This is a genomic window from Martinezella dioscoreae (assembly GCF_009176305.1).
Lineage (GTDB): Bacteria > Pseudomonadota > Alphaproteobacteria > Rhizobiales > Rhizobiaceae > Rhizobium > Rhizobium dioscoreae.
This window is the reverse complement of record NZ_BLAJ01000007.1, coordinates 200,045-222,649: the sequence shown is the minus strand read 5'-3', so window position 1 is coordinate 222,649 and position 22,605 is coordinate 200,045. Positions and strand designations below refer to the sequence as shown.

General features: G+C 53.6%; 19 protein-coding genes and 4 pseudogenes. 6 read left to right on the top strand and 17 right to left on the bottom strand.

Annotation, left to right across the window (positions count from 1 at the left end):
- Positions 1-78: 78 nt before the first annotated feature.
- Positions 79-1,218, top strand: coding sequence for a glycosyltransferase family protein (locus tag GDN47_RS24965; protein WP_152094475.1), 1,140 nt, complete (start codon positions 79-81; stop codon positions 1,216-1,218).
- 14 nt (positions 1,219-1,232) lie between these two features.
- Here GDN47_RS24965 and GDN47_RS24960 read toward each other — a convergent pair whose 3' ends face one another.
- Positions 1,233-1,820 carry a histidine phosphatase family protein gene (locus tag GDN47_RS24960; protein ID WP_152094474.1) on the bottom strand — a complete coding sequence of 196 codons (588 nt, stop codon included), beginning with the start codon at positions 1,818-1,820 and terminating at the stop codon, positions 1,233-1,235.
- Between the two features lie 111 nt (positions 1,821-1,931).
- On the opposite strand from GDN47_RS24960, the gene GDN47_RS24955 reads away from it, so the two are divergent.
- Positions 1,932-2,765 (top strand): glycosyltransferase family 2 protein, encoded by an 834-nt coding sequence (locus GDN47_RS24955; protein ID WP_152094473.1) that lies wholly within the window; start codon positions 1,932-1,934, stop codon positions 2,763-2,765.
- Positions 2,766-2,783: 18 nt separating this feature from the next.
- Positions 2,784-3,563, top strand: a complete 780-nt coding sequence (locus GDN47_RS24950; protein ID WP_152094472.1) for a class I SAM-dependent methyltransferase — start codon at positions 2,784-2,786, stop codon at positions 3,561-3,563.
- A 151-nt stretch (positions 3,564-3,714) separates the two neighbouring features.
- Here GDN47_RS24950 and GDN47_RS24945 read toward each other — a convergent pair whose 3' ends face one another.
- From GDN47_RS24945 to GDN47_RS32840, 4 genes and pseudogenes are all read right to left on the bottom strand, one after another.
- Positions 3,715-5,814 carry a glycosyltransferase gene (locus tag GDN47_RS24945; protein WP_152094471.1) on the bottom strand — a complete coding sequence of 700 codons (2,100 nt, stop codon included), beginning with the start codon at positions 5,812-5,814 and terminating at the stop codon, positions 3,715-3,717.
- 34 nt (positions 5,815-5,848) lie between these two features.
- Positions 5,849-5,986, bottom strand: a pseudogene (locus GDN47_RS32425) (YecA family protein); the annotation flags it as partial.
- Between the two features lie 124 nt (positions 5,987-6,110).
- Positions 6,111-6,275, bottom strand: a pseudogene (locus GDN47_RS24935) (ATP-binding protein); the annotation flags it as partial.
- Positions 6,276-6,417: 142 nt separating this feature from the next.
- Positions 6,418-6,495, bottom strand: a pseudogene (locus tag GDN47_RS32840) (DUF6429 family protein); the annotation flags it as partial.
- 62 nt (positions 6,496-6,557) lie between these two features.
- On the opposite strand from GDN47_RS32840, the gene GDN47_RS24930 reads away from it, so the two are divergent.
- A complete protein-coding gene (locus GDN47_RS24930) occupies positions 6,558-7,718 on the top strand; it encodes a glycosyltransferase (protein ID WP_152094470.1) in 1,161 nt (386 codons plus the stop codon).
- On the opposite strand, the gene GDN47_RS32835 is transcribed toward GDN47_RS24930, so the two are convergent.
- From GDN47_RS32835 to GDN47_RS24895, 7 genes and pseudogenes are all read right to left on the bottom strand, one after another.
- Positions 7,650-8,051: a hypothetical protein gene (locus GDN47_RS32835; RefSeq protein ID WP_443096541.1), complete on the bottom strand. Its 402-nt coding sequence runs from the start codon at positions 8,049-8,051 to the stop codon at positions 7,650-7,652. The genes GDN47_RS24930 and GDN47_RS32835 overlap by 69 nt on opposite strands.
- 25 nt (positions 8,052-8,076) lie before the next feature.
- A pseudogene (tnpC, locus tag GDN47_RS24920) lies at positions 8,077-9,588 on the bottom strand (IS66 family transposase); the annotation flags it as partial.
- A 72-nt stretch (positions 9,589-9,660) separates the two neighbouring features.
- Positions 9,661-9,909 carry a transposase gene (locus GDN47_RS24915; RefSeq protein ID WP_152094469.1) on the bottom strand — a complete coding sequence of 83 codons (249 nt, stop codon included), beginning with the start codon at positions 9,907-9,909 and terminating at the stop codon, positions 9,661-9,663.
- A gap of 368 nt (positions 9,910-10,277) precedes the next feature.
- On the bottom strand, positions 10,278-12,191 hold the full coding sequence (gene traG / locus GDN47_RS24910) for a Ti-type conjugative transfer system protein TraG (RefSeq protein ID WP_152094468.1): 1,914 nt from the start codon (positions 12,189-12,191) through the stop codon (positions 10,278-10,280).
- Between the two features lie 287 nt (positions 12,192-12,478).
- Positions 12,479-12,931, bottom strand: coding sequence for an SMa0974 family conjugal transfer regulator (rctB, locus tag GDN47_RS24905; protein ID WP_152094467.1), 453 nt, complete (start codon positions 12,929-12,931; stop codon positions 12,479-12,481).
- Positions 12,932-13,007: 76 nt separating this feature from the next.
- Positions 13,008-14,267 (bottom strand): 8-amino-7-oxononanoate synthase family protein, encoded by a 1,260-nt coding sequence (locus GDN47_RS24900; protein WP_152094466.1) that lies wholly within the window; start codon positions 14,265-14,267, stop codon positions 13,008-13,010.
- Between the two features lie 251 nt (positions 14,268-14,518).
- Positions 14,519-15,397 (bottom strand): winged helix-turn-helix transcriptional regulator, encoded by an 879-nt coding sequence (locus tag GDN47_RS24895; protein ID WP_173002561.1) that lies wholly within the window; start codon positions 15,395-15,397, stop codon positions 14,519-14,521.
- Between the two features lie 249 nt (positions 15,398-15,646).
- On the opposite strand from GDN47_RS24895, the gene GDN47_RS32865 reads away from it, so the two are divergent.
- Positions 15,647-15,937 carry a Y4oE-related protein gene (locus GDN47_RS32865; protein ID WP_503826388.1) on the top strand — a complete coding sequence of 97 codons (291 nt, stop codon included), beginning with the start codon at positions 15,647-15,649 and terminating at the stop codon, positions 15,935-15,937.
- A gap of 233 nt (positions 15,938-16,170) precedes the next feature.
- Here the strand turns inward: GDN47_RS32865 and GDN47_RS24885 are convergent, their stop codons facing one another.
- The 5 genes from GDN47_RS24885 to GDN47_RS24865 form a co-directional block, all read right to left on the bottom strand.
- Positions 16,171-17,067, bottom strand: coding sequence for a nucleotidyltransferase and HEPN domain-containing protein (locus GDN47_RS24885; RefSeq protein ID WP_152094464.1), 897 nt, complete (start codon positions 17,065-17,067; stop codon positions 16,171-16,173).
- 563 nt (positions 17,068-17,630) lie between these two features.
- Positions 17,631-18,662: an extracellular solute-binding protein gene (locus GDN47_RS24880; protein WP_152094493.1), complete on the bottom strand. Its 1,032-nt coding sequence runs from the start codon at positions 18,660-18,662 to the stop codon at positions 17,631-17,633.
- A 64-nt stretch (positions 18,663-18,726) separates the two neighbouring features.
- Positions 18,727-19,500: an ABC transporter permease gene (locus GDN47_RS24875; protein WP_308936557.1), complete on the bottom strand. Its 774-nt coding sequence runs from the start codon at positions 19,498-19,500 to the stop codon at positions 18,727-18,729.
- Between the two features lie 97 nt (positions 19,501-19,597).
- Positions 19,598-20,497 (bottom strand): ABC transporter permease, encoded by a 900-nt coding sequence (locus tag GDN47_RS24870; protein ID WP_233790098.1) that lies wholly within the window; start codon positions 20,495-20,497, stop codon positions 19,598-19,600.
- 3 nt (positions 20,498-20,500) lie between these two features.
- Positions 20,501-21,607 carry an ABC transporter ATP-binding protein gene (locus tag GDN47_RS24865; RefSeq protein WP_152094463.1) on the bottom strand — a complete coding sequence of 369 codons (1,107 nt, stop codon included), beginning with the start codon at positions 21,605-21,607 and terminating at the stop codon, positions 20,501-20,503.
- 229 nt (positions 21,608-21,836) lie between these two features.
- On the opposite strand from GDN47_RS24865, the gene GDN47_RS24860 reads away from it, so the two are divergent.
- Positions 21,837-22,541, top strand: coding sequence for a GntR family transcriptional regulator (locus GDN47_RS24860; RefSeq protein ID WP_152094462.1), 705 nt, complete (start codon positions 21,837-21,839; stop codon positions 22,539-22,541).
- The last annotated feature ends 64 nt before the right edge of the window (positions 22,542-22,605 follow it).

Sequence of the window (22,605 nt, the reverse complement as noted above, 5' to 3'; positions counted from 1 at the left end):
AAACCCGCATAGATCAACTTGCAAATCTTTTCAACATCTATGGGCTGACGATATCGTGCCCGCGAGGAAGTTGGAAACTTGCCATCAAGTTATCAAGAGTGTAACTGGGTTCGCTTCAAATGCGGCTACCAGCAGCAGTTTTTATTTGAATCGTTCAACGCAAACGCTGGAGCAAGATCGATAGCTATGAGCGTTCTCCGAGTTTTGGTCGCTAACCGTCCTTCAAACGTCGCCTCGACCTACGTGTCTCGATCGATATCGGCTCGACTATTGGAGCCGTTGCACTATCTGCACGATGCAGGAACAGCGGATTTTTTAGTCGATTTTCCGAGCGAACTTCGAAAGAGATACACGCCTGACTGGGTATTCTTCAATAAGGCAATTGACAACGATTCCATCGAGTACGCGCTTGAAGCCAAGATGCAAGGCGCTCGCATTCTTTACGATGTTGATGATCATGTGCTTGCTTACCCGGCCTATAGCGGTGCAAAGCCCACACAGGCGAATATCGATATCATCCTTAAATTTCTTTCGCTTAGCGATGTCGTAAGCGTAGCAAACCCTCGACTCTTGGAAATTTACAAACCTCTTTGCTCTAAGATTCAACTTCTGCCGAACGGGATATATACCGAGAGATATGCATCGTCACCTCCCGTGGCACGCGAAGACGGGAAGCTTCGTATCGGCATGGTCAACGCCGATTTTTTGAAGATCGTAAATTTCAAACAAGATTGGCTCCGATCAATTGATGCTGTCAGGGACAGATATCCTGATATCGAGTTCACGTACTATGGAGATTTTTCACCTGATGAACTGGGACTACAGGACTGGAAATGGCTTGGAAGTGTTGATTTCGAGACCTATCGTCGCTCGCTTTTCAAAGGCATCTTTGATATCGGCCTGGTTCCCTTGGGGGGGAAGGAGGATGAGGGAAGTTACGAGTTCAATCTTTGTAAAAATCCCTTCAAGTTTATCGAATTCGGAGCAGCCGGCATTGCGGGTGTCTATTCAAGAGTCCCGGTTTACGAAACGGTAATAGACGACGGTGTCCACGGCCGTCTGGTCGAGAACGAGCGTGATGCATGGATAAATGCCATCACGATGTTCATCGATAATCCTGACGCGAGGCGGAAGCTGGTTGAAAATGCGGCTTTGCGAGTGGAAGGCGCACTCCATATCAAGTATGCGGCTTCAGCCTTGGCCTCGATGCTACGATAGAGTGACAGAAAAACTCAGAAGCTCGCCTTTTTCAATAGCATGCACCCGTCTACCAAACAAATATCGAGATCAACAATTGCGCAGTTTCGCAAGTTAAAAAGGGGAAATCGGCTTAGTTCGATATTAAACAATTTGTGCAGTATGATGTTGATAGGCCCGAGGTGCGTAAAAAGTAATACTTTTTTATTGTGCTTGGGTGCAACTTCCGAGCTGATGAAGGTCAGTACACGCTTTCCCATTTCGCAATGGCTTTCTCCGCGAGGATACGCTCTTTCAAGATCGAGAGGGTTGAAAAAGTCCGGAAACTCTGCGTCAAATTCTGATCGTGGCCGCCCGCCCCAAGCTCCGCCATTCGTTTCCTTCAAGAGGCTCGTAAGTGACATTGCATCAAAGCCGGCCAGTCGCGCCGTCTGAATTGTGCGCTCGGTGTCACTTACATAAACCGCATCGAATACACCAAACGATTTTAGTGAATCCGACAATGCAATTGCTTGTCGTTCACCCTCCTCGCTAAGCACATCCGCGTCCGTGCCAGTGAGCGAGCCAGCTATATTACCTTTCGATTCCGCGTGCCTGACCAGCACAAGCTTCAATGCAGCCATAATCACAATTTTCTTCAAGTGCCAATTTTTTGGCAGCCGATCGACTTGTATCGTGCCTTTCGTATCATTATGGTTCTCGTTCAGGAAGTATCATTGCCGTGAATCTTTGAAGTGACCCACCTGCTATCAGTAATCATGCCAGCCTGGAATCGAGCAAGTGTGATAACTCGCGCGCTCAGTTCACTTGTCGAGCAGGATATCGGCCAGCTAGAGTTATGCTTGGTAGACGATGGAAGTACCGATGGCACCGGAGACGTAGCCAAAGCATTTTTGTCGAGCTTTACCAACAAGATACAATTACGATACCAGAAAACTGCGCATGGCGGCGTTAGTGCTGCTCGAAATGTGGGTCTGCAAATGTCTACTGGCGAGCTTATCGCATATCTGGACAGTGACAATACGTGGAGACCGAACTTTGCGTCGACGGTCGTAAAAGCATTTTCGGACAATAGCCAACAGAAGACGGCTTATTCTAGGCTTCTTTTTCTTGACGAAGTCGAACAACAGTCAGCAACCCTTTTCTTTCCTTTCGAAAGGAAGTCTATTTTATATCAAAACTTCATTGATATGAATGTCTTCGTCCATCGTCGGGAGTGCATTGAAAAATATGGTATCTTCGATACCAAGCTTGCGAGGCTCGTCGACTGGGATCTTGTTCTCCGATATACCAAAGACACGGCCCCGATGGTTGTTCCGGAGACACTGTGCGAATACTATGTCGGCAGGCCAGGATCTGGTCGCATCTCCAACACGGAAAATATGAAACGTGCGATGCACCAGATCATTACTAAAAACATTGCTGAAATTGCTGAGCTCGACTTGCATAAGCTGATCCTCTCCGGTCACCCCCACAGGCATGCCACTCTCGTGCAGCCAGCGTGGGATCGCTATTATCGGGAAATATTGCACAGCTTGATGCCAGACCATTCGCTTGCTATTAACTAGGCTCCTAACGATCAGTTGGTGAACGAGTACGATAGAGCATTCAGCAAGCTTTGCATTTTGATGAATGGGCAATTTAGTTGTATGGCGCGACAAAGCATGACGATAACCTGTAATATTTGCGGAGCAGCCAAGTGGGGCGATATGAATGGCCGCATCGCGGTGAGGTGCGAATTTTGCGGATCGCTAGAAAGGACTCGCGCAATTAAGCTCATTATCGACAAATTGCGCATGCCGTCGGCAACAAGCAAGATACTTCATCTGGCACCTGAAACTGGACTTCTGAATTATCTTTCTAGCGTATCGCCCGAGGGATATGAGGCGGTGGATTATAATCCTGAAAATTTCCCGTCTAAGAAGGTCCGTAAATTCGATATCATTAAGGACAGTCCCAATCTCGCCGAAAACCACTACGATTTGATAATACATTCACATGTAGCAGAGCATATACCTTGTACGCTCGCATACATGTTCTTTCACCTATCGAGGTCACTTCAGCCAGATGGATATCACATTTTCTGTCTGCCCCTAATCGCCGGCCACTATGAGGAAGATTTCGGTCCATTGACCGAAGACGAGGCTTTGCGGCGCTTTGGTCAGGGTGACCATGTTCGACGTTTTGGTATCGACGATCTTGACCGCCACCTGGGGCTGATAATGAGGCTAGAGCCGCAATACTCGCTTTCGAAGTATGCTAGTGAAGCGGAAATGGACTCCTGTAACATACCACCCTCAGAGCGATCGGGGTTCAATGGTAGCACGATTTTTGTTGCCCGAAAGGCGGACTACCTCCTTCAGTGACGCCCACGCCACCAATGTTTCTTGGCTGTCGCACGAGACCCGACCCGAGATTGATGGATTTTCCATCGAGAGTTCTATCTGACTCATATGCGGAACAGGCCGGACCTCGGTAGAAATCAAAATCGTGTCGTTGCTTAACATTGTTACGTCGTTAGGTACGGTCGGCGCCATGCTTTTCGGCCATCACTTCAATCATCGCATTTAGGATGGTGCCTGCTCTATCGTCGAAGCTATGATTTTGACGAATATAGTGCGCAGCAGCCGAAGATCTGCCCGGATGTCGTCGATGTGTTTGACGAGCCTCCTCGATAGCCTCCGCAATCGGCTTAGCGGAAGAAAACATGGTACAAAACTGTGCGAGTTCGGGCGGCATTCCCCTCACGTCATCGGTCACCACGTTGCCCCCACAAGCCAGTACATCAAAGATGCGGTTTGAAATAAACCCCTCATTTCGCATGGCATCCCAGTGATCATTCAGTATAATTTCGGCGTTTGAATAGTATCGCGGAAGATCTACATTGTCGATTTTGATCCCTTTAATCCAACGTTCGGGTGCGATTCCGCCCCACATCTCACCGAAGATGTCGAGAGTGATGTCACCCTCAATAGCTTGTTTTACGACGGCTCTCTCCACCAGTCTGGAATTGGCAACATACAGGCGGGGGAATGCGACGCCACTATCCTTCTCCCTAGGGTAAAACCGGCAAGTATCTGTGCATTGCAGCAGAGGTTCAATCTTAACAGGTCTGGAACGATCATCATGGGGAGACCAAATGTTCGAAGCAGCGAAAATACGGTCGAATTGCAAAAGCTCGCCGGTTGAGATTTTGTCCGGATGACTGATCACCCAAATGAGGTTGACGGCATCGGCGTCTGCCGAGAACTGTGAAATACCACGCAAGACGAGATTGATGTCATTTGGCATTGCGTTGGCATGCCAGCAGTCTAGGAAATCTATACGCGCGCGCACACCCTTGCGTAGGAATGCGGCAGCCAATGCGACTGCAAAGTGGTAGTCGCCCCAATGATCTTTCAGAGTACTGTTTGGACAACCGATTTTGATGGCAATCGTTGTATCCGTGGGCAAAAGTTCAGCGTAATTCCTGACTGTTTCTCGCCCGCCCACTTCGCGTGGTCGCCAGACTGCGTACCCCGTGTCAGTCCATGGAGTGTAGTCCGGGATATATTCGCCTACTTCAACTCCATCCTCGGAATAATGCATGAAGTCGTCTGCTAGATTGGCGTTCTTCCATCTTTCGGAGAAAATCTGGCGATTGTATTCAATGTGATCGCGGCGGCCGACTGTTTTGCTTTCATGGTGGATTATCGTGACCTCTGGTGAATAGGCAAACAAGTGTTCACCCCCTCCGAGACGCAAACATAGGTCAACATCTTCCTGACCGTTGATAAATATCGGGTCAAATCCCTCAACGGATGCAAAATCGCTCGCGCGAAACGCAACACATGCGGCCGTTAACGCGCGGAATCGCTTTGGCTTTTGTGATGGCTCATAGTCTCCTGGTTTGCCCGCATAAATTGGATAGCCCATCGGAGTGCGATCAGAGAACACAATTCCGATGGCCTGAATTAAACCATCGGGATAGATAAGCTTGGGTTGTACGCCTTTCACGTTCGGATCGTTCAAGGGCCGTGTCAGAGACCGTAACCACTCGGGACAGACCTCAGTATCGTTGTTAAGGAATACGACCCGCGACCCACGCGATGCGGCGAAACCAATGTTGTTACCGAGGGCAAAATTTAAGTTTGTAGCATTGTGAATCAATTTTATCTCGGTATGTCGCGCAGCCCATTGCTCAAGACGTCGCCTCGTTTCGGAATCGTTTCCGTTGTCAACGATGATGAGTTCGAAATCCTCCCCTGCTTCGTGCCGAAATATTGATGTCAGGCAGGTGTCTGTCAGATCCATTTGTCCGTAGACACACATTATAATCGACACCAAGCGATCATGTCGCCTGGTGAGATCCCGGCGCACCGATGTCCATTTAGGTTCATTACAATCTTTACTTGAGTCCTTCAGACTATCTCTATCAAGGTTTGCCATCACGCTTCTTTCAGCCCCAACGACATTCATGCCGCGCAGGGAGCCTTTTGCCACTACAACAACTCCATTGCACTTACTTTTTATCTGAGGGAACGTCAGCGGCCTACCTGCTTCACCATAAAGCGTATCCGATGCGACCGTCCCATGGCTGAACTGGGTTGACGTCGGCGGATCTGTTTGCGGCGCCATTGCAGGGCTTAAGCTTGGGTACGAACTCTGGGTGGTCGGCCGGTGCCGAGGGATTGAAGCGCATCGGCTTGCAGTGGGCGTAGATTTCCTCGACCGCAAAAGGGAGCGTACGCCAGTCGTCTTTAAGGATGGCCTCAGTCAGCTTAGGAAACGCCATCGAGATCATTTCGATCGATCGGATGCAGACTCCGATCAAGCCGCCCCATCGTTCCGAGATGATTTCGCCCCTTGATCTCGGGATGATCTCGCCTACTGTCTAGAGGGTCTGGTTGTTGTCAGCTCATTCAGGCGAAGTGTCAAGCTTTGCGCGGCAGATTTCGGCGCAGACTATCGCCGCTCAGTTCGATCCGATGGGCATTGTGGACCAACCCGTCGAGAATGGCGTCGGGGTAGGTTGGGTCGCCGATGACACCGTGCCAGACCGATATGGGAAGTTGGATGGTAAAGATGGTTGCGCTTCTTTCGTCGTCGCCAAGGACCTCGTCGAGAAAATCAACGCCTTCGTTCAGGCCTACAACGGCAAGGCGTCTGGTCCGCCACAAGCGAGGCAATCCTCGAAAAGGTTGAACGATTATGTAAAGCTATTTGCAGGACACGACACTAGGCGCAACGCTCGTTTTGGAGCGTCAACCATAACAGTGCCAGGACCGCGTCATCGATTTTGTCCTCGTCGATCTCTATTCTGCTATGCTACCACGCGTGAGATCCTAAGTCCCGCGGCCCACCTCGGATGGATACAACGAATGCGCGTTCTACATTTTTTCAAAACTTATTGGCCCGATACGTTCGGCGGCATCGAGCGAACGATTCACGCTCTAGCCGAAGGAAGTAGTGAACACGGCATCAAATCCAATGTGCTATCGCTGAGCAAGGTACCGAAGGATCGTGAATTCGGGAACCATATGGCCTATAAGGCCAGGCTTGACTTCGAATTCGCATCGACAGGATTTTCTCGTGACGTATTCTGTCGCTTTCGTGATCTGAGTGCAGCCGCCGATATTGTCCATTATCACTTTCCCTGGCCTTGGATGGACGTTGTGCACTCGTTTATAGGCCCTGGAAAGCCTACGCTTGTCACATATCATTCCGATGTCGTCAAACAGAAGATCCTGTTGCGGCTTTATCGACCGCTGATGAAGCATTTCCTCGAGAGCGTCGACCATATCGTAACGACATCTCCTAACTATCTGGCATCGAGTGGCATTCTCCAGCAATTCAAGTCCAAAACTAGCGTCATCCCGCTCGGTCTGGACGAGACGAGCTACCCGGCTGCGAACGCGGATGCCTTAACCCGATGGCGTCGCGATTTGCCGCCGACATTCTTTCTGTTCGTCGGTGTGCTTCGCTATTATAAGGGTGCGCACATCCTGTTGGAGGCGTCGCGGATCTCTGGCTTGCCGGTAGTCATTGTCGGCGAAGGCCCGATGGAGGTCACTCTCAAGGAGACGGCTCGTCAGCAAGCGCTTAGCAACATCTTCTTCCTAGGCGCCTTGCCAGATATCGATAAGGCTGCCTTACTCGAACTCTGCCTCGGCGTAGTCTTCCCGTCGCATCTACGCTCAGAAGCCTTTGGCCTAACGTTGGTGGAATCGGCCATGTTCGGCAAGCCGATGATCTCTTGTGAGATTGGAACGGGCACGAGTTATGTTAATCTTGATGGCGAGACCGGCTTGGTTATTCCGCCCGCCAATCCTGCGGCGTTGGCGGCGGCTATGACACGGCTGGCAAACGATCCGGTTACTGCCATTGAATATGGCTCCAAGGCAAGACTCCGATATCTGCAGATGTTCACCGCGAAGCGAATGGTATCGGAGTATGCCGAGCTTTATCGAATGTTAGCGGAACGCAAAGATATGGTTTTCGGGCAGCATCCCCTTGAAACGCCCGTCTACCCAAAACTCTGATACCGTTGCAGGATAGGTCCCCACATAGCAGCCATCGCTCTGGAGCGGCTGCGTGATCTCGCCGCCGAGGGCCACTTTCAGGCCATCCTGATCCACCCGCGGGATCGGCTGAGCAGCAAATATGCTTATCAAGTCCTGTTGACGGAGGAGTTCGCCTGCCATCGTGTCGGGACGATATTCCTGAAGGCACCATATTCCGGCACGCCCGAAGATCAGTTGATGCTGCAATTGCAAGGCATGATTGCGAGCATGAACGGGCACAGATTCTCGAACGATCCCGTCGCGGCAGGGTAAACGCTCATTTCCCTGCACATTGACGCGGGCGATTTTCATCCCGCGAGTTCGAAGGGAAAGTTGATCAGGCGACCGCGGCTTGGGGAAAATTGAAGAGTGGCAGATCAGAGATGTCGGCGTCTTTGGCGCGCTGCTGCAATTCACTGAGAACATGGCGCAAGTAGGCCAAGGTTCGACGCCGGAAGCCCGGCATGTCAGCATGATGCTGTAGACGGCGCTGGCCCTGGCACCTTCCATGGTGACGCTGAGGAGCCACGATTTTCTGCCCGTTGCAAAAATCCTGATATCACGCTCAAGAAGGTTGTTATCAATCAGCACTCTGCCGACTTTGGTGTAACGGGTCAGATAATCCCATTGGTTCAGGGTATAGGAGATGGCATCGCCGAGCTTGCTGTCCGGCAAGACCTTCGGCTCGATGTCATCAAGCCATTTCTTGAGGGCATTGAGGATGGGGATGCTGTGTTGCCGACGAAAGCGCGAATGCAGTCGACCTGCGTTTCACCCTCATCATTCGGCTTTTCGTCCTTCGCCAGCCTTTCTCCAGTAGAGCTGTTCAAAGAACTTGAGCCCCTGTTCCGGCGCTCCGCCATCTTTATTCCTCGTCTAGAGGGCGTCGACGAAGCGCTTTCGTGAATGGGCCGTGCCTCCAATATGTGTTGCCCCTCCAGAGTGCGCCAGGCGGAATAGCCGTAGCTCATGAGTATGCCACAGTAATCGCCAAGGAAGATCTTGGAATGGATTTGGCCGCGGCCCAGCTGATAATCGAAGAGGACGATTGGCTCGTCACTCTCGACGTCGTGTCGATGGGCCTACATATACGACGTGTCGGCGGCCTCTCTATCCTTTTGCTTTAGGACCTGAACCGTCGTCTCATCGCCATGGATGAGAGGCTGCGATCGAAGCCGCAGCTTCAGCGTCATAAATGCGGGAGAGATGCATCTGGCTCGAGCCGATCACCTAATGTCCCAATGCACCCCGGCTGACGGGAACACCGGCGCCCTCGAAGACTTGGCTCACGCGATAGAACGGTGTGCCGTCGACATATTTATGAACGAGGCGAAGGCCGGCGTCGAAGCCGTGGCAATGCTGCTAGGCAAGGGCTGTGCAGGCATTGTGGCAATGATGACCGGCGTGTTGACGCCGGCCCGTTCGCAATTCCGGCATGCATACTTGAACCGGACATTCTGCAGGACCTTGGCGTTCACCTCGACATGAAGCTGCTCGGTGACGGCTTCACCCGTACGATGCGTCTGGCAATGGCAGCCTGGGCTGGCCTTCTGATTGTCGGAAAGCTAATATTCGACACGTTCTTGGGGAAGGTTTTCCGGCAAGGGTCTGCGGTCGCGCTTCTTGCCTTCAGGCTTTTGCGCGGACGGCAGGCCGGTGTCCGGCAGGTCGATGACATAGCCTTCTTAGCCCTCGCCATCATCCTCACCGGCAATCTGTTCGGCCTCATTGAAGAGGCGCTCAACGTACTTTTGACTACGAGGCGCATAGCGATGCATTCACGCCAGCGCCGCTCTTCCTCGAGTTTGACCATGCGCTGCAAAAGCGCTTCCTTCTCGGCCTTGAGTGCGCCCCGTACTTTCCGGTTTCGTCAAAGGCTCTTCCCCATGCAGGGTAGCCAGCGCCGTCGCCAGGTTGCATTCTACGGCCGCAACCGGGACAAACGCCGATGCTCAAGACCTGCCTCCTTGACTTGCTTGATCAATTTCCTCAGCAGATTGGCATTGACCCCATTATCTAACGTAAGTCGCGACACCGACACTCGCGGCTCAAGGCTCGCCGCGGCAAGGCGCACTTTCGACGCCGTGTCATATCGCTGACGCCCGTTTCGCAAATCTTCCTCACCCTCAATTACTTGGCGTCGACCTCCTCCTTTAAGTGGACGCTTCATGCGGCACGACTCTCAATGACAAAACGTGCACCGAAATGAACGATTACGCGGCAAGCGCCACCGCGCCAAGGTTGGCGAAGTCTCGCTCCTCCTTTGCGACGCACCCTGTAGCTATCGTTACATTCGCAAGACCCGCCATGCGCCAGTACCCCGGGAGATCGACACCGTAGAAGCGGAGGTGGTGCGACTACGCACGACAAATATACCGCGGATGGTCTGAGTATTGGCGCGATTGCCCTGCTGTTATATGCCATCGAAAACATCATGCTTTGTGACCAAAAGTTGCTGCCAAATTGCCAGACAACCTCAAGCGCCGGCTGTCGAATTTTCCGTGCTTGCCAGAATTCGTCATAGTATTGCCGCCCAGCTTAGAACTTCGCAAAGCGATTGACCTTTGCCGCCTCATCCATCTCCTTGCGACGGAAATAGATCGCACGTCCGCAGCGAATTGGGCTATGGCCCTGGACAATGATGATCTGCTCGTCCTTGCGCATCGACTGGGTGATTTCGTGCGGCATGATCAGCGGCCGGCGCTGGAAACTGACGCTTTCGGATTTGCGGCCGCCGGTATTTGATTTGCTCCAACCGATATCGCGCGTACGCCCCTGCACTTCGACGGTCATGTCTCCGCATTGAGCGGAGACATTGCGAGCCGTGTCGAGCGCCTTGATCGCGGCGTAGGACGTGAATGCGCAGCCTTCGATCCAGGAGGTCGCTCCATCCTTTCCGAAATGACGCTCGAGCTGGCCGACGGATTGATACATCAGCATCAGTGTGATGCCATACTTGCGTCCGCGGTCGCGCGCTTCTTCAAGAATGCGCATGTAACCCAATAGATCGACCTCGTCGAGCACGAAGAGCGCTCGCTGGCGGAAGTCGCCGTCTGCCCGGACCATGGCATTGATCAGCGAGCCGCTGATCACTCGGCCAATGCCCGGATAGGAGCGGAGGATCGATGCAGGGATATTGAGGAAGACGTCCTTCCGACCGGAAGCGATGTCGCTCGATTTGAATGCATTTCCGCAGACGAGCGCAGCATAATTGTCGAGCGACAGCCATTGCGTATCTTTGGATGCGGTCGAATATACCCCGGAGAAGGTCTGCTCTGTCATATTGGTGAAGACGCCGAGCGTTTCGCGGATAAAGGCGGACGCGGAATTTTCCTGGATGTCGCGCAGCATGGCAAGCACCGACGGTTCTGGCTCGGAAACGATCAGGCGCAGGCTACGCAGGTTGCGGCGGCCGGCGTAATCGGGCGATAGCATCACATGCGCCAGAAGCCCAGTTAACAGATTGTGCGCCTGGTTCTGGAAATAGGAGCCAGTCGAGGTGTCGAAGCGTAGGCTCTCCGACAAAAGCATATGGGCGATACCAACAATGTCCTCTTCCTTACGCGTCGATCGCTCGATCCCATCAAGAACGTTGAAACCCATGACTGGATTGGCGGGATCGAGTACCATGACTTCGCGACCGAGCGCATGGGCGCGATGTTCGAGAACTATCGGCGCGACCTCAGTTGATGGATCGAGACAGATCAGCGGCCCCCTATAGCGTAGCGCCGTCGGGATGACGTTGCTGGTCGTCTTGAAGCCGCCGGAGCCTGCAAAGAACAACATATGGGTGGAATCGAAATTCTGATTGAAGGTCATGAGTGGCGCCTTGCCACCTTGCCCCCAAGTCCCGTGATCGTTCGGATCGAAAGGCAACTTATGCACGTGGTCACGGTCGACGCGGTAGCGTTCACCGATGACGATCTCCCCATCCGAGGGGAAGAGCTTAGCCACTTCCGGCATGGGCAGCCAATCGGCATCGCCGAAAATGCCGTGCTTGGCGCGCTTGATCGGATCGGAAACGACGATCGAGATGCGCGCGGAGATCGCGACGATACCAAATCCGAGAATGGTCCCGGCAACCGCAAAGGCGTCGAGATAACTGAGAGCCTCGCTCCACATGACGACGCCATTCTCCACCCATGGAACTAGACGGCCATATTCCCTCAGGACGTAAAAGCCTGCCACACATAAAAAGCAAAGAAGGCTCACAAAAGCGATCGGCCGGCGACGATGTAGCGGCAACGCCGAAACCGTCACAAGTGAGGCTATAGGTCCGAGAACGAGATCTGGAAGAGGACCCACTCGCAAGAACCAATAGGCGATTCGTGCTGGCATGCCGATCGCCAAATCCTGCCACTGCCATTTAGTGATACAGAGTGTCAGCGTTGTCACTATGATCGGCACCAGCATGAGAAGCAAGCTCGGATGAATTTTGTTCTTCAGCGCCATCAATAGGCCTTCTTGGGCGGTAGTGTTTTTCATTCGCGTAAGGCATTTTTGAACACCGTCCTTCTAATCTGCTGATGATCTGCTCACTGCGCAGGACCGGCTCGGGTGTCTGCGTTGTTCAAATCTTCTGCTCTGCGGCCGGGCAGTGCGCTAAGCGAGCAACATTGCGAGGCGGTGTTGACGGAGTTGATACAGCTGGTTCGCGCCGACGGGGACGAGGCGGCGAGCAACATCAAGGGCCGCAATGGCACCTATCAAATTGCCAATCTCCAACCGATATCCCTGGACTAATGCTCCCTACCGCGTGACGGCAAGTGAGCTGGTTCAGAACCTCCAGGAAACCACTCGATTGCGTCGTTGGAGATCGCCGCGAGTTTCAAGAGGCTACCCTCTAAAAGAGTTCGAATTGCGTAGAAAATGACGAGGTTCCGGGCAGAAATGCGAACAAATAAACCATCGTTGGTTGACCGAATGATGGCGCAGCCGTCGCCAAAGTTCAGAAACCTGCTGGCTCTTTCGGTGGCCGCAGATCGGCTATCATCCCGAATCTGCGGGCAAGCCTTCTCAGCAATAATATCCGCAGTGCTGATAATTTGGTGTCCTTGCGCGCAGTCGAACCATTTTTCTCGCCCGTTGGGGATTATGAAAGGGCATAGCTCGGCAGCGTGTCCGCAAATCTGCTCAAGCCATATATCGGAATCCGGTAAGGTGACGTAGGTTTCGGCGATATATTCCAACATATCGATCCCGTGGCCTTTAAGTTGGCGTTGCGGCTAATTTCCGGCGCTTCGTTTAGAATGGTGCTGATGGAGTCAGTCATGGATCTGTTCCTCGTTCGGCGAACGCCTCGTTGATCGCACGTCCCAACCCCTCAATCTCCCAAATGCCGTGGCTGGCGGTAGGGCAGACCCGCAAGCCAGCCTTGCCCTTTGCGACCGTGGGAAAGAAGATCGCCGAGGTGTAGAAACCTTTGTTGAGAATATGGGCAGCCGCACGAATGGATTGTCTTTCATCGCCGAACTCTATGGTGCGGATTGGTAGCTTTGAGCCGGCTTGCTCGCTGACAACCATCCTGTCGAAAACAGCTAACCGATCCGCAAGCGCATCCTGGCGCAACTTGAGCTCATCGGTGCGGTGCAGCGTCTGGGACGCCATGGCAGCGCCGATTGCCGCTAAATTAAGCGACGCGGAAAAGGCGTAAGCGATCGAGAAGCGCCGGAACAATTCCTCCTGCCGAGGAGTGCCGAGCATCAGCAAGCCACCCGATGCTCCAAAGCCTTTGCCGAGCGATGCAGCAATGATTGTACGCTCGCCAAGGGCTGCGCCGACCTGGGATCGTACAAAGCCCTCCCCAGACTTCCCGAACAAGGAAATGCCATGGGCATCGTCGATATAAAGAAATAGGCCGTACCGATCCTGGAGTGCTAGAAGGTCCGCAATCGGCGCGCTACCGCCCATGGAATAAACGCCATCGCATACATAGGCTACGCGATCGTTGCGCCGGCAAATATCCTCCAGTGCGTTCAGGTCGTTATGAGCAATCGTTTCGACCGGTGTTTCATTGGCGACGACCGGCTTGTGAAACGCAATCGTCGCATGGGCTAACCGGTCGAAAACGACCACCGGTCTTTTGTTGTCAGTGAGGTATCCGGAGGCGAGGAGCGGTAGGGCTCCCATATTGGCGGCGAGGACGGTCGTGTAGGTTATAACCCGTGCAGCAAACAAGTCAGAGAGCGCTTCTTCCAGTTCGCCTAGCAGGCTGAAATTAAGTCTCGTTCTTGCGCAGGACCAATGGAGCGCCTTGCATCGCTGCACCGCGTCTATTGCGCCTTCAAGGATGAGCGGATGATTGTCGAGGCCGAGATAAGAGCAGCGAACGAAGTCAGTCACTTGTCTCTTCCGAGGCGCCGTGGGCAGCATGACGGAGCGATCCTTATCCGGATCGACGTATAGCGCCATGACCCCCTCCTGCTCGGCCGCAGCAAGGTTTTGGTCGGCGGAAACAATCACGCTGTGTGTATTGCGGTAGGGTCGCGACACAGCGTTAGCGGTGGGCGGATGATGATCATCGCTCATGGGAACATCCAAATTGTTGGTAGTGGAACAATGATACCGCAGAAGATGGATATCTGCTGCAGCACATCGCATCTCACTGAGGATGCGATGCTATTTTATTGCCGTGGAATGGGTCCGCGAACAACGATCGTTCCGGTAATATTGTTTGAAGGTTCTGTGACGCCAATGTTTCGAACGCGAGAGGCTTGAGAAACACAACAGGCGGAACGTCAAATTGATGCTCAACGGAGTCTCTCCGCAATCTCGGTGCCCTACGAAGCCCTATCTGCCCACTGACGCTCATCCAGCGCATAACCGGTAGCTCGCACCGTGCGGATAACATCGCGACCTAGCGCAGCTCGCATGGTCCGCCGGAGGCGCCCGACATGAACGTCGACGGTGCGGGGCTCCACAAAGGTACCTCGCGGCCATGCAGCCTCGATGAGATCGTCGCGGCTGAAAACGTAGCCTGGTTTTTGTAGAAAATGCTGGAGAAGGCGAAATTCGATCGGACTGAGTTGGACATCCATGCCGTTGCACTCGACGCGCCTTCTATCGAGTTGCATCGTGATTTCCGCATAAATAAGCGAATTGCCGGAAGCTTTTTCCGTGCGAGATCTTGCGTTGTCGTCTGGCGATAAATCTGAGAGATAAGATAGAAAACGCTCTGGGTTGAACGGGCGTATGAAAATTTCGCTCACGCCGGTTTTGAGCACTTCGAGATAAAGTTGTTGATTGCCTGCTCTCACGAAGACCGCGATCGGCAGCGCTGTATCGGCCAGTGTCTCTCTGATCTGGCTGACGAGATCACCGATGCGGAAGGCATCGCTATGATAGTCTATTATCACGGCCACCAAGTCATCGGATTTGATGCTAGCGAGAGCCTCCTCCGCTCCTTCCACCAGTGAAGCTTCAAAACCTCTCATGTTGAGGATCTGAGCGAGCAGAAGGTAGAATTCGTAATCCGTGGAGCAAATGAGGATGAGTGGCTTCATTGATGATAACCTTTCGATCAGTGGGCGGCAGCACGCAGAAGATGAGAGGGTCGGAGACTCTGCATAACCTTCGAACATTTTGACGCAACAAAAAATACCCGCAAGAATTGCGATATTTTCTGCTTCTTCCGAAAATCGCAGTAATTTACCTGTCATAAATGTGCATTGCACGTAAAGAGGGAAAATGATATTTGTTCGATCACAATTTTGTTGCATCAAAAAAGGAGGCGCTCGCGAGCGAATTCGGTTGGCTCGCCCAAGATTCACGGTTGGTGTACGTTGAGATAAAGTAGGAAGTGGCCAGGGATCACACGACATATGCGGCATCCGCGGTCGTGACTCACTTGTGAGAACAAAGTCCGGCCAAATTTCGTCCCGTGCCGGACATTCACGGGAGAGCTTCCTATGACTTTTGCGAATACATCAAAATTTCGCCAGGCGTCGCCCTGGGATGATGATATCTCTATTTGGTCCGGCACGGACATGGCAGCCGCGGTTTTAGCCGCCAAGGCAGCCTACGGTCCCGGTGCCACGCTTGCTGTGGCTTGGTGCGCTTTAGGCGCAAAGGTAGATGGGCGGGCTACCGACGCCCATTTCTGGTTTCAGGTTTTTTGCCTACTAAGTGCCGGCGAACCTGGGGAGGCGCGTCTTTCGAGTAGCGAAGACTCCGTAAATCCAGGTGGAAAACTGCATTAGTCTAGGTTTGCTGTAGTCACAACTGGTGGGGCAGAACCGATAATCTTTGTACTTCTCGGTAACGCCCCACCGCTCGGGTATCGGCTGACGCTAAGCGAAGAGAGTGCGGATAGAGGGGAGTTTCCGAAGTGGAGCAGCAGCGTATGACGATCCGATAAGTGCCAAGTGTCTGGAGACAGATCGCGACGTGGCGGACGGAGCAAAGAACGCCGATAAGCGATTGACAACAGGGCTTAGAGCTTTTGCCGCAGCTTTTCGATATGCTCTTCACAAATCGCTTTTACCAATTGCTGCAGTGCGTCCGTACGTTCGCCAAGCCAGACAAGCGCTTCTTCGGTGATCTTGAAATGCTCGGAATATCGGGCTTTCACGTAGGCGTGATTGATGATGTTGAACCAGGCAGTATAGCGCTGCCGATCTTGTGGCCAGATCTCAGCAAGCCGCCGATCACGACCTTCCGCAAGTGTCCTTAAATGGTTGAGGTTGTGTGAGGCAGGGCTATAATTCGTCAATGTCAGCAGCAGGGTCGAATAGGCCTGTTCAATCGCTTGATGGAGCAGGAATGCTGCTTCGTCCATGTCGCCCTCGCTTGCGTAAAATCGAACGCCTTTGAGAAATTTTTTTGCCCTTTGAAATCTCTTAAAATGCTGTTGACTAACGCGATATTCCTCCGCCGGCGTGAGCGATTTTGGTTCGGCAAGTTCCTCGTCGTCGAGTTCATAGAGAACGATGCCGTCGCGACGGATTTCGCTGAAGAAATAATTGCCGAGTTTCAGTGCTGTGTTGACCTCGCGAAGCGAATGCACGTTGAGGCTGACTGGCGGCTTGACGATGCGGGGAAAGCGGTCGGCCGCCTTGCGCCAGTATGAGCCGAAGTTGGTAAGCTTGCGATTGTTGACGATTACCAGCAGATCGTAGTCGGACTTATAGCCTTTGCCGATGTTCTCTTCATCGACCCAATCGCCACGAGCATAGGAGCCGAAAAGAATGATCTTGAGGATGCGGCCCTTCTTCTTGAAATCGGCGGTACCTTCTTTCAGCGCATCCTCGAATTCTTCATGCACGATCTCGACAATTCGCGACAATTCCAAGCGTTTGCGTTCCGGCAGATGATCGAGGCTGAACTTCATGGAGAGCGGGACCCTTTCTGATGATTCCAGTTGTAGGTACGATCCGACTACAACGCCAGTCCGATATTGATTCTATGCCAGCGGATAGGATAGCAGAAGAGATCTTTCAGCCCTTGGATCGAATTCGGATTTCGAGGGCGCCTGCTCAATGATCTGCTCTGCGCAGGTAATGGTAACTCCGTTGTTCCCTTTATGTTCTTAGATTGCAAATAAGAAGTCAAGTTTGACTTCTGAGCATTAAGGCACCGATATCTTTGGGAACCGATATCTTTGGGAAATGTCCGTTCGCCGGAGTCCTTCGGCATCCACCCATGGATTGATCCGACGCTTTAAGAAGGTAGCGGCGCGCGACAAAAGGGGTAATTTCTGCATCGTTACGAGGCCTCATTAGGCAAGAGAGGTCCGCCTTCGAGCCTTTCTGCTCGCAGACGGACCTCTCGCGGAGGTGCACCGGGGTGCGTAGGCGTCTAGCGTTCATTCAATGAACCATCGCTGAACGCTTATCTTCTAAACGTCGCGGCATCCCATGATCATGCACAATGTTTTGGTATCGTCATCCTGCTTCAGCGAACCCAGTTGTTCCACCGCTCCAATAGCTCCGAGGCATGATCGTTTATCCATTTGGCATCTGGAATGACGATACTGTCGCGCACGTCTTCGGCGCTCGGCATCTGGTCGCGAACTGCTTGCGGCATCATCATAATCGCCGCGCTGCTCGGTGGCGTGCACAGCAATGTCTCGCAAACCTTGGCCTGGATGTCCGGGGAATCCAACCAGAAGGCGATGAGCTTCAGAGCATTGTCCCGATTGGGCGCCCCTTTGATAACTGTGAGACGATCGCCCACCAGAAATGCCGCCTTGTTCGACCAGGCGATTGAACGTCCCTCTGCCTTGAGCGCGCTTGCCCTCGTTAGCCAGATCTGTCCGATGCTGTAATCGTTCTCACGGAACCCCTGGACGCTCTGATCCCCGGTTTTCCACCAGAGCGAGATGGACGGCCGCAATGCGTCAAGTTTCCTGAGGGCGCGATCGACGTCGAGCGGAAACAGGTTCTCGCGCTTGACCCCATCTGCCAAAAGGGCAGCCGCCATGACGCGCCACGGATCATCGAAATTCGGAAACGAGCGTCCGCCCGGAAACTTCGAAGTATCCCACATATCCGCCCAAGTCACGGGCTGGTTGCCTTTGAAAGCCTGCGGATCGTAGGCCATCAATGTGGCCGTCGAAAACAGCCGCACGCCGGCCGGGATGCAGGCATCGGGAACAAGATCCTGGCGGTCCTTAAACTGGGCGCAAAAACCGTCAAGCGGTTCGGAAATCGCGAGATGATCCTTTGAGCTCACCTGGATTTCTCCATCGGGGTAGAGATCCCAGCTGACATTGCCAGTTTTCACCATCGCGGTCGCCTTGGCGCGCATCTCCGCGTTGGTTGCCGCTACGGAAACGACCTGGATACCAGTCTTAGCAGTGAACGGCTCGAACCACCATTTGCGTAGCGCCGCATCATAGGCGCCGCCAGTCGTGGCGATCACGACCTGCTCACTGGCAAGTGCTGGATTGGGCATTTCTCCCAGAAGAATGGCTGCGCAAAGCATAGCGATGCCGCTCAGCCGGATGGCTGCTCTTATTGTCATCAATGTTGCCCTCTTATTATCCCGCCTACAGCGGGCGTTTTTGCCGCAAGTGTTGCTCCCGGCGGCTGTTCAGGAGATGTATGGACCCCATCAAAAGCAGCGAGACGGCAACAATGATGACCGAGACGGCGGCAATGACAGGTGTCAGGTTGAAATCGATGTCCTCGAACATTTTCCGGCTAATCGTCTTCCCGCCGGTATCGGAGATGAAGAATGCCACGGTCGCCTCGTCAAAGGAGGTCAGGAAAGCAAAGACCGCGGCGGTCGCGACGGCCGGCGCCAGATTTGGAAGTGTCACGGCAAAGAAGGCTCTGAGCCGCCCCGCTCCGCAGCTCAAGGCTGCCAGTTCCAGCAGCGGGTCCATTCTTTCCAACGCTGCGGAAACGATGATGACCACAAAAGGTACCGCCAGCACCGAATGGGCAAGGACGAATCCCGTCAGATTCCCGGTCAGTTGCAAAGGTGAGAAGACCAGATAGAGCGCCACGCCGAAGACGATTGCCGGCACGATCATCGGCCCAAGGCATAGGGCCTGGAGCAGCGCCTTGCCCGGTAGTTTGCCACGTACAAGAGCAACCGCCGCCATCGTCCCGATGATCGTCGCTACCACAGTGGTTAGTGCGGCGATCTGTAGGCTGAAAATGGTCGAGCGCAGCCAGTCGACATCGGACAGATACGCCTCGAACCAGCGTAGGGTCAGTCCCTGCGGTGGGAAGGTGATATAGGAGGCGTCGTTGAGTGCCAACGGTATCACCAGCAGCGTCGGAAGGATGAGAAAGAACAGCACCGCCGCGATCATCAGATTGGATGTATGTCGTGCCATCCATGGCCAGACCGAACGATACTGGCGAACCTCAGACGATGGTGTTGCCAATCGCTGCGTAAAGGATTCAGATTCAATGGACACTGTTCAAACCTTTGCTGAAAGAAAGCGCGCGGCGAAAGAGCAGCACCAGCACCAACGTCGCGGTGAGCAGGATGACTGACAGGGCGGCCGCAAATGGCCAATCCAGAAGGACGATCGTCTGTTGACCGATCAGGGTCGCCATCATCAGCGCGCCGGGTCCACCGACAAGGGCGGGGGTGATGTAAAATCCGATGGCAAGAATGAAACAGATCACACAGCCGGCGAAGACGCCCGAGAGGCTGAGTGGAAAGGTCACGCGCCAGAAGGTGACGATCCGGCTGGCGCCCAGATTTCGTGCTGCTTGCTCATACGCGCTCGGCACCGAACGCAAGGCCGAATGGATCGGCAGGATCATGAAGGGCATCAGCACATGCGTCATCGCGAGAATGACAGCGCCCTCCGTATAGAGCATTTTCAACGGCGTCGAGATAATACCGAGTTGGATCAGCCCGTCGTTGATGATGCCGTTGCGACCTAGCAGTACGATCCAGGCATAGGAGCGGACAAGCACCGAAGTCCATAGCGGAATGAACAAGCATGCCGTTCCGAGCTTTACCCACTTGCCGCGCATGCGCGCGATCGCATAGGCGGTCGGATATCCGATTGCAAAACAGGCAACGGTTACGATCGCTGCGATGCGGAAGGTTCTGAGCAGGACCTGAATATAAAGTGGACTGTCGAACACACGTTGGTAGGGAGCAAGTGGGGCTTCCCCGGAAAGGCTGATGCCGATAAGCCTGACCACCGGATAGACGAAGCCTCCCGCCAAGAGGAGGAGCAGTGGCAGGATCAGCAAGATGGCCAATAGCGGCGAATAATGCTGGCTCGATCCTGTGAGGATCCAACTGCGGAAAGTGCCGGTTGATTGTCTCGCGAAGGATGATGCCACGGATTAGACCTCCGCTTTTGCAAACAGCCGTAAGGCGTTCGCTTCAGGGATGACGTCAACCAAGTCTCCCTGATGAAGGCCTGCCGCTACATTTCCGACGGGCATCTGGATCTGGAGGAGGCGGTCATCGCTGTTCTGGGTTCGTACGAAGAAGAGGAAAAACGAACCGGCGAAAACAGTTGCATCTATGGTGCCCGTCAGAATGGCGCCGCGGTCGCGACCGTGAGGGGCTAGCGACAACCGTTCGGGGCGAACCGCGATACTGACAGCTTGGCGTGGGGAAAAGGGGCTTGCCGCGTCTTCGGCAGCCGCCGCAGCAACGACATTGCCGCCTTTTGGCCGTATCATGTACTTCCCGTTATCTTGACCGAGATATTCGCCGTCGAGAAAGTTCATGCGGCCAATGAAGTCTCCGACAAAGGCTGAGGCAGGCGAACGGTAAAGATCGAGCGGCGATCCCACTTGAGCCAGGCGACCTTTTGCGACCACCGCAACGCGATCAGACATTGTGAGTGCTTCCTCCTGATCATGCGTCACATAGACGACGGTCGCCCCAAGGCGTTGCTGCAAGCTCTTGATTTCCAATTGCAGCGCTTCCCGCAGTTTCTTGTCCAGGGCCCCAAGTGGTTCGTCCATCAAGAGAACGGGCGGCTCGAAGACGATCGCCCGAGCGACGGCGACGCGTTGCTGCTGACCTCCGGAGAGTTGATGGGGATATCGATCGCCATAGCCGTCGAGATGTACCTGCGCCAGTACCGCCTCGACCTTGCGGCTGATGAGATCTTTGTCCATTCGGCGCATGCGCAACGGAAAAGCAATGTTGGCCGCCACCGTCAAATGCGGAAAAAGCGCATAGCGCTGGAACACCATACCGATGTTGCGCCTGTTTGGTGCCACATAGGTAACGTCGCGCCGGCCGATCATGATCTGGCCGTTGCTCGGGCTCTCGAAGCCCGCAATCATCGTTAGTAGCGTCGTCTTGCCAGAGCCCGAAGGACCAAGGATCGACAGGAATTCACCTGCCCGGATGGCAAGCGAAATGCCATCCACGGCAAGCGATGTGTCATATCGCTTTTCAAGCCCTTGCAGCGTAAGTGCTTCACCAATCAAAGTCCCTCTCCATATTGTTGTCGTTATGAACGTTGTCGTTTGCGCCGGCGCTGCAACTCACTCGCCGATCGCTTGGCTTCTGGTCCGGTTCCCGAATTGAACTTTGGGAAGACGGAAATTTGCGAACGTGGTATGACTTTTAATGTCACATAATGTTTGCAAGCACGTCGCTTTTCATTTTTGTTGCAACAAAATGAACGTTTGTCAAAGGAAATTGGAGAAATTTTCAATGGAAATCGCACTGGAAGACGAAGAACGCCATCGACATCAGCCCAATCGATTGGGCGAAATGGCGTATGGCAACATGAAGGAGCGACTGATCCGGGGCGCTTTTTCCCCTGGAGATAAGCTCACGATCCGTGCGGTTTCGGAAATGCTGGATGTCAGCACGACGCCCGCTCGTGATGCCATCAACCGGTTGGTGATTGATGGGGCGCTCATTTACTCCGGCCCGAAAACCGTTATCGTTCCTCGCTTAAGGTTGTCGGATCTCGAGGAGATCACGCAGATGCGCCTGGCCTTGGAAGGGCTGGCGGCAGCGCTGGCCGTCAAGGCCGCAGGAGAAGCGACGATCGAAGAGCTTGAGCAACTTCAGACAAAAATTGAGGCCGCATTAGACGAAAAGCGTTATTTTGACGCCCTCTGGCATAATAAGGAGTTCCATTTCGCGATCTACCGTTTGAGCGGTATGCCCTATCTTTTGCAGACGATCGAGACCCTGTGGCTGCGGGTTGGTGCGTCATTTAATGGCCTCTACCCGGAATTTTCCGAGACCCGCCACGGTGCTCGCAACCATCGTGCCGCGATAGAGGCGCTCGTTGACAAGGATGCCGCCGCTACCCGCGCCGCCATCGAGAACGACATTCGTGATGGATTTCGCCAGATGAAAAAAATCACCGCTGACCACGATCAAAGGAATCTCTCTCGTCGCTAAATAATTATGTTGCACTTTCCCTCTCTCCATGTTTTTTTGTTGCAACAAAAATGTGAACGGGATG

What these genes read in the sequence shown, in the direction of transcription:
- GDN47_RS24960 (WP_152094474.1), bottom strand. Translation starts at nt 1,820, where the DNA reads ATGGCTGCATTGAAGCTTGTGCTGGTCAGGCACGCGGAATCGAAAGGT.
- GDN47_RS24945 (WP_152094471.1), bottom strand. Translation starts at nt 5,814, where the DNA reads ATGGCGCCGCAAACAGATCCGCCGACGTCAACCCAGTTCAGCCATGGG.
- GDN47_RS24930 (WP_152094470.1), top strand. Translation starts at nt 6,558, where the DNA reads ATGCGCGTTCTACATTTTTTCAAAACTTATTGGCCCGATACGTTCGGC.
- GDN47_RS32835 (WP_443096541.1), bottom strand. Translation starts at nt 8,051, where the DNA reads ATGAAAATCGCCCGCGTCAATGTGCAGGGAAATGAGCGTTTACCCTGC.
- GDN47_RS24915 (WP_152094469.1), bottom strand. Translation starts at nt 9,909, where the DNA reads ATGAAGCGTCCACTTAAAGGAGGAGGTCGACGCCAAGTAATTGAGGGT.
- traG (WP_152094468.1), bottom strand. Translation starts at nt 12,191, where the DNA reads ATGGCGCTGAAGAACAAAATTCATCCGAGCTTGCTTCTCATGCTGGTG.
- rctB (WP_152094467.1), bottom strand. Translation starts at nt 12,931, where the DNA reads ATGTTGGAATATATCGCCGAAACCTACGTCACCTTACCGGATTCCGAT.
- GDN47_RS24900 (WP_152094466.1), bottom strand. Translation starts at nt 14,267, where the DNA reads ATGAGCGATGATCATCATCCGCCCACCGCTAACGCTGTGTCGCGACCC.
- GDN47_RS24895 (WP_173002561.1), bottom strand. Translation starts at nt 15,397, where the DNA reads ATGACAGGTAAATTACTGCGATTTTCGGAAGAAGCAGAAAATATCGCA.
- GDN47_RS32865 (WP_503826388.1), top strand. Translation starts at nt 15,647, where the DNA reads ATGACTTTTGCGAATACATCAAAATTTCGCCAGGCGTCGCCCTGGGAT.
- GDN47_RS24885 (WP_152094464.1), bottom strand. Translation starts at nt 17,067, where the DNA reads ATGAAGTTCAGCCTCGATCATCTGCCGGAACGCAAACGCTTGGAATTG.
- GDN47_RS24880 (WP_152094493.1), bottom strand. Translation starts at nt 18,662, where the DNA reads ATGCTTTGCGCAGCCATTCTTCTGGGAGAAATGCCCAATCCAGCACTT.
- GDN47_RS24875 (WP_308936557.1), bottom strand. Translation starts at nt 19,500, where the DNA reads ATGATCGCGGCGGTGCTGTTCTTTCTCATCCTTCCGACGCTGCTGGTG.
- GDN47_RS24860 (WP_152094462.1), top strand. Translation starts at nt 21,837, where the DNA reads ATGGAAATCGCACTGGAAGACGAAGAACGCCATCGACATCAGCCCAAT.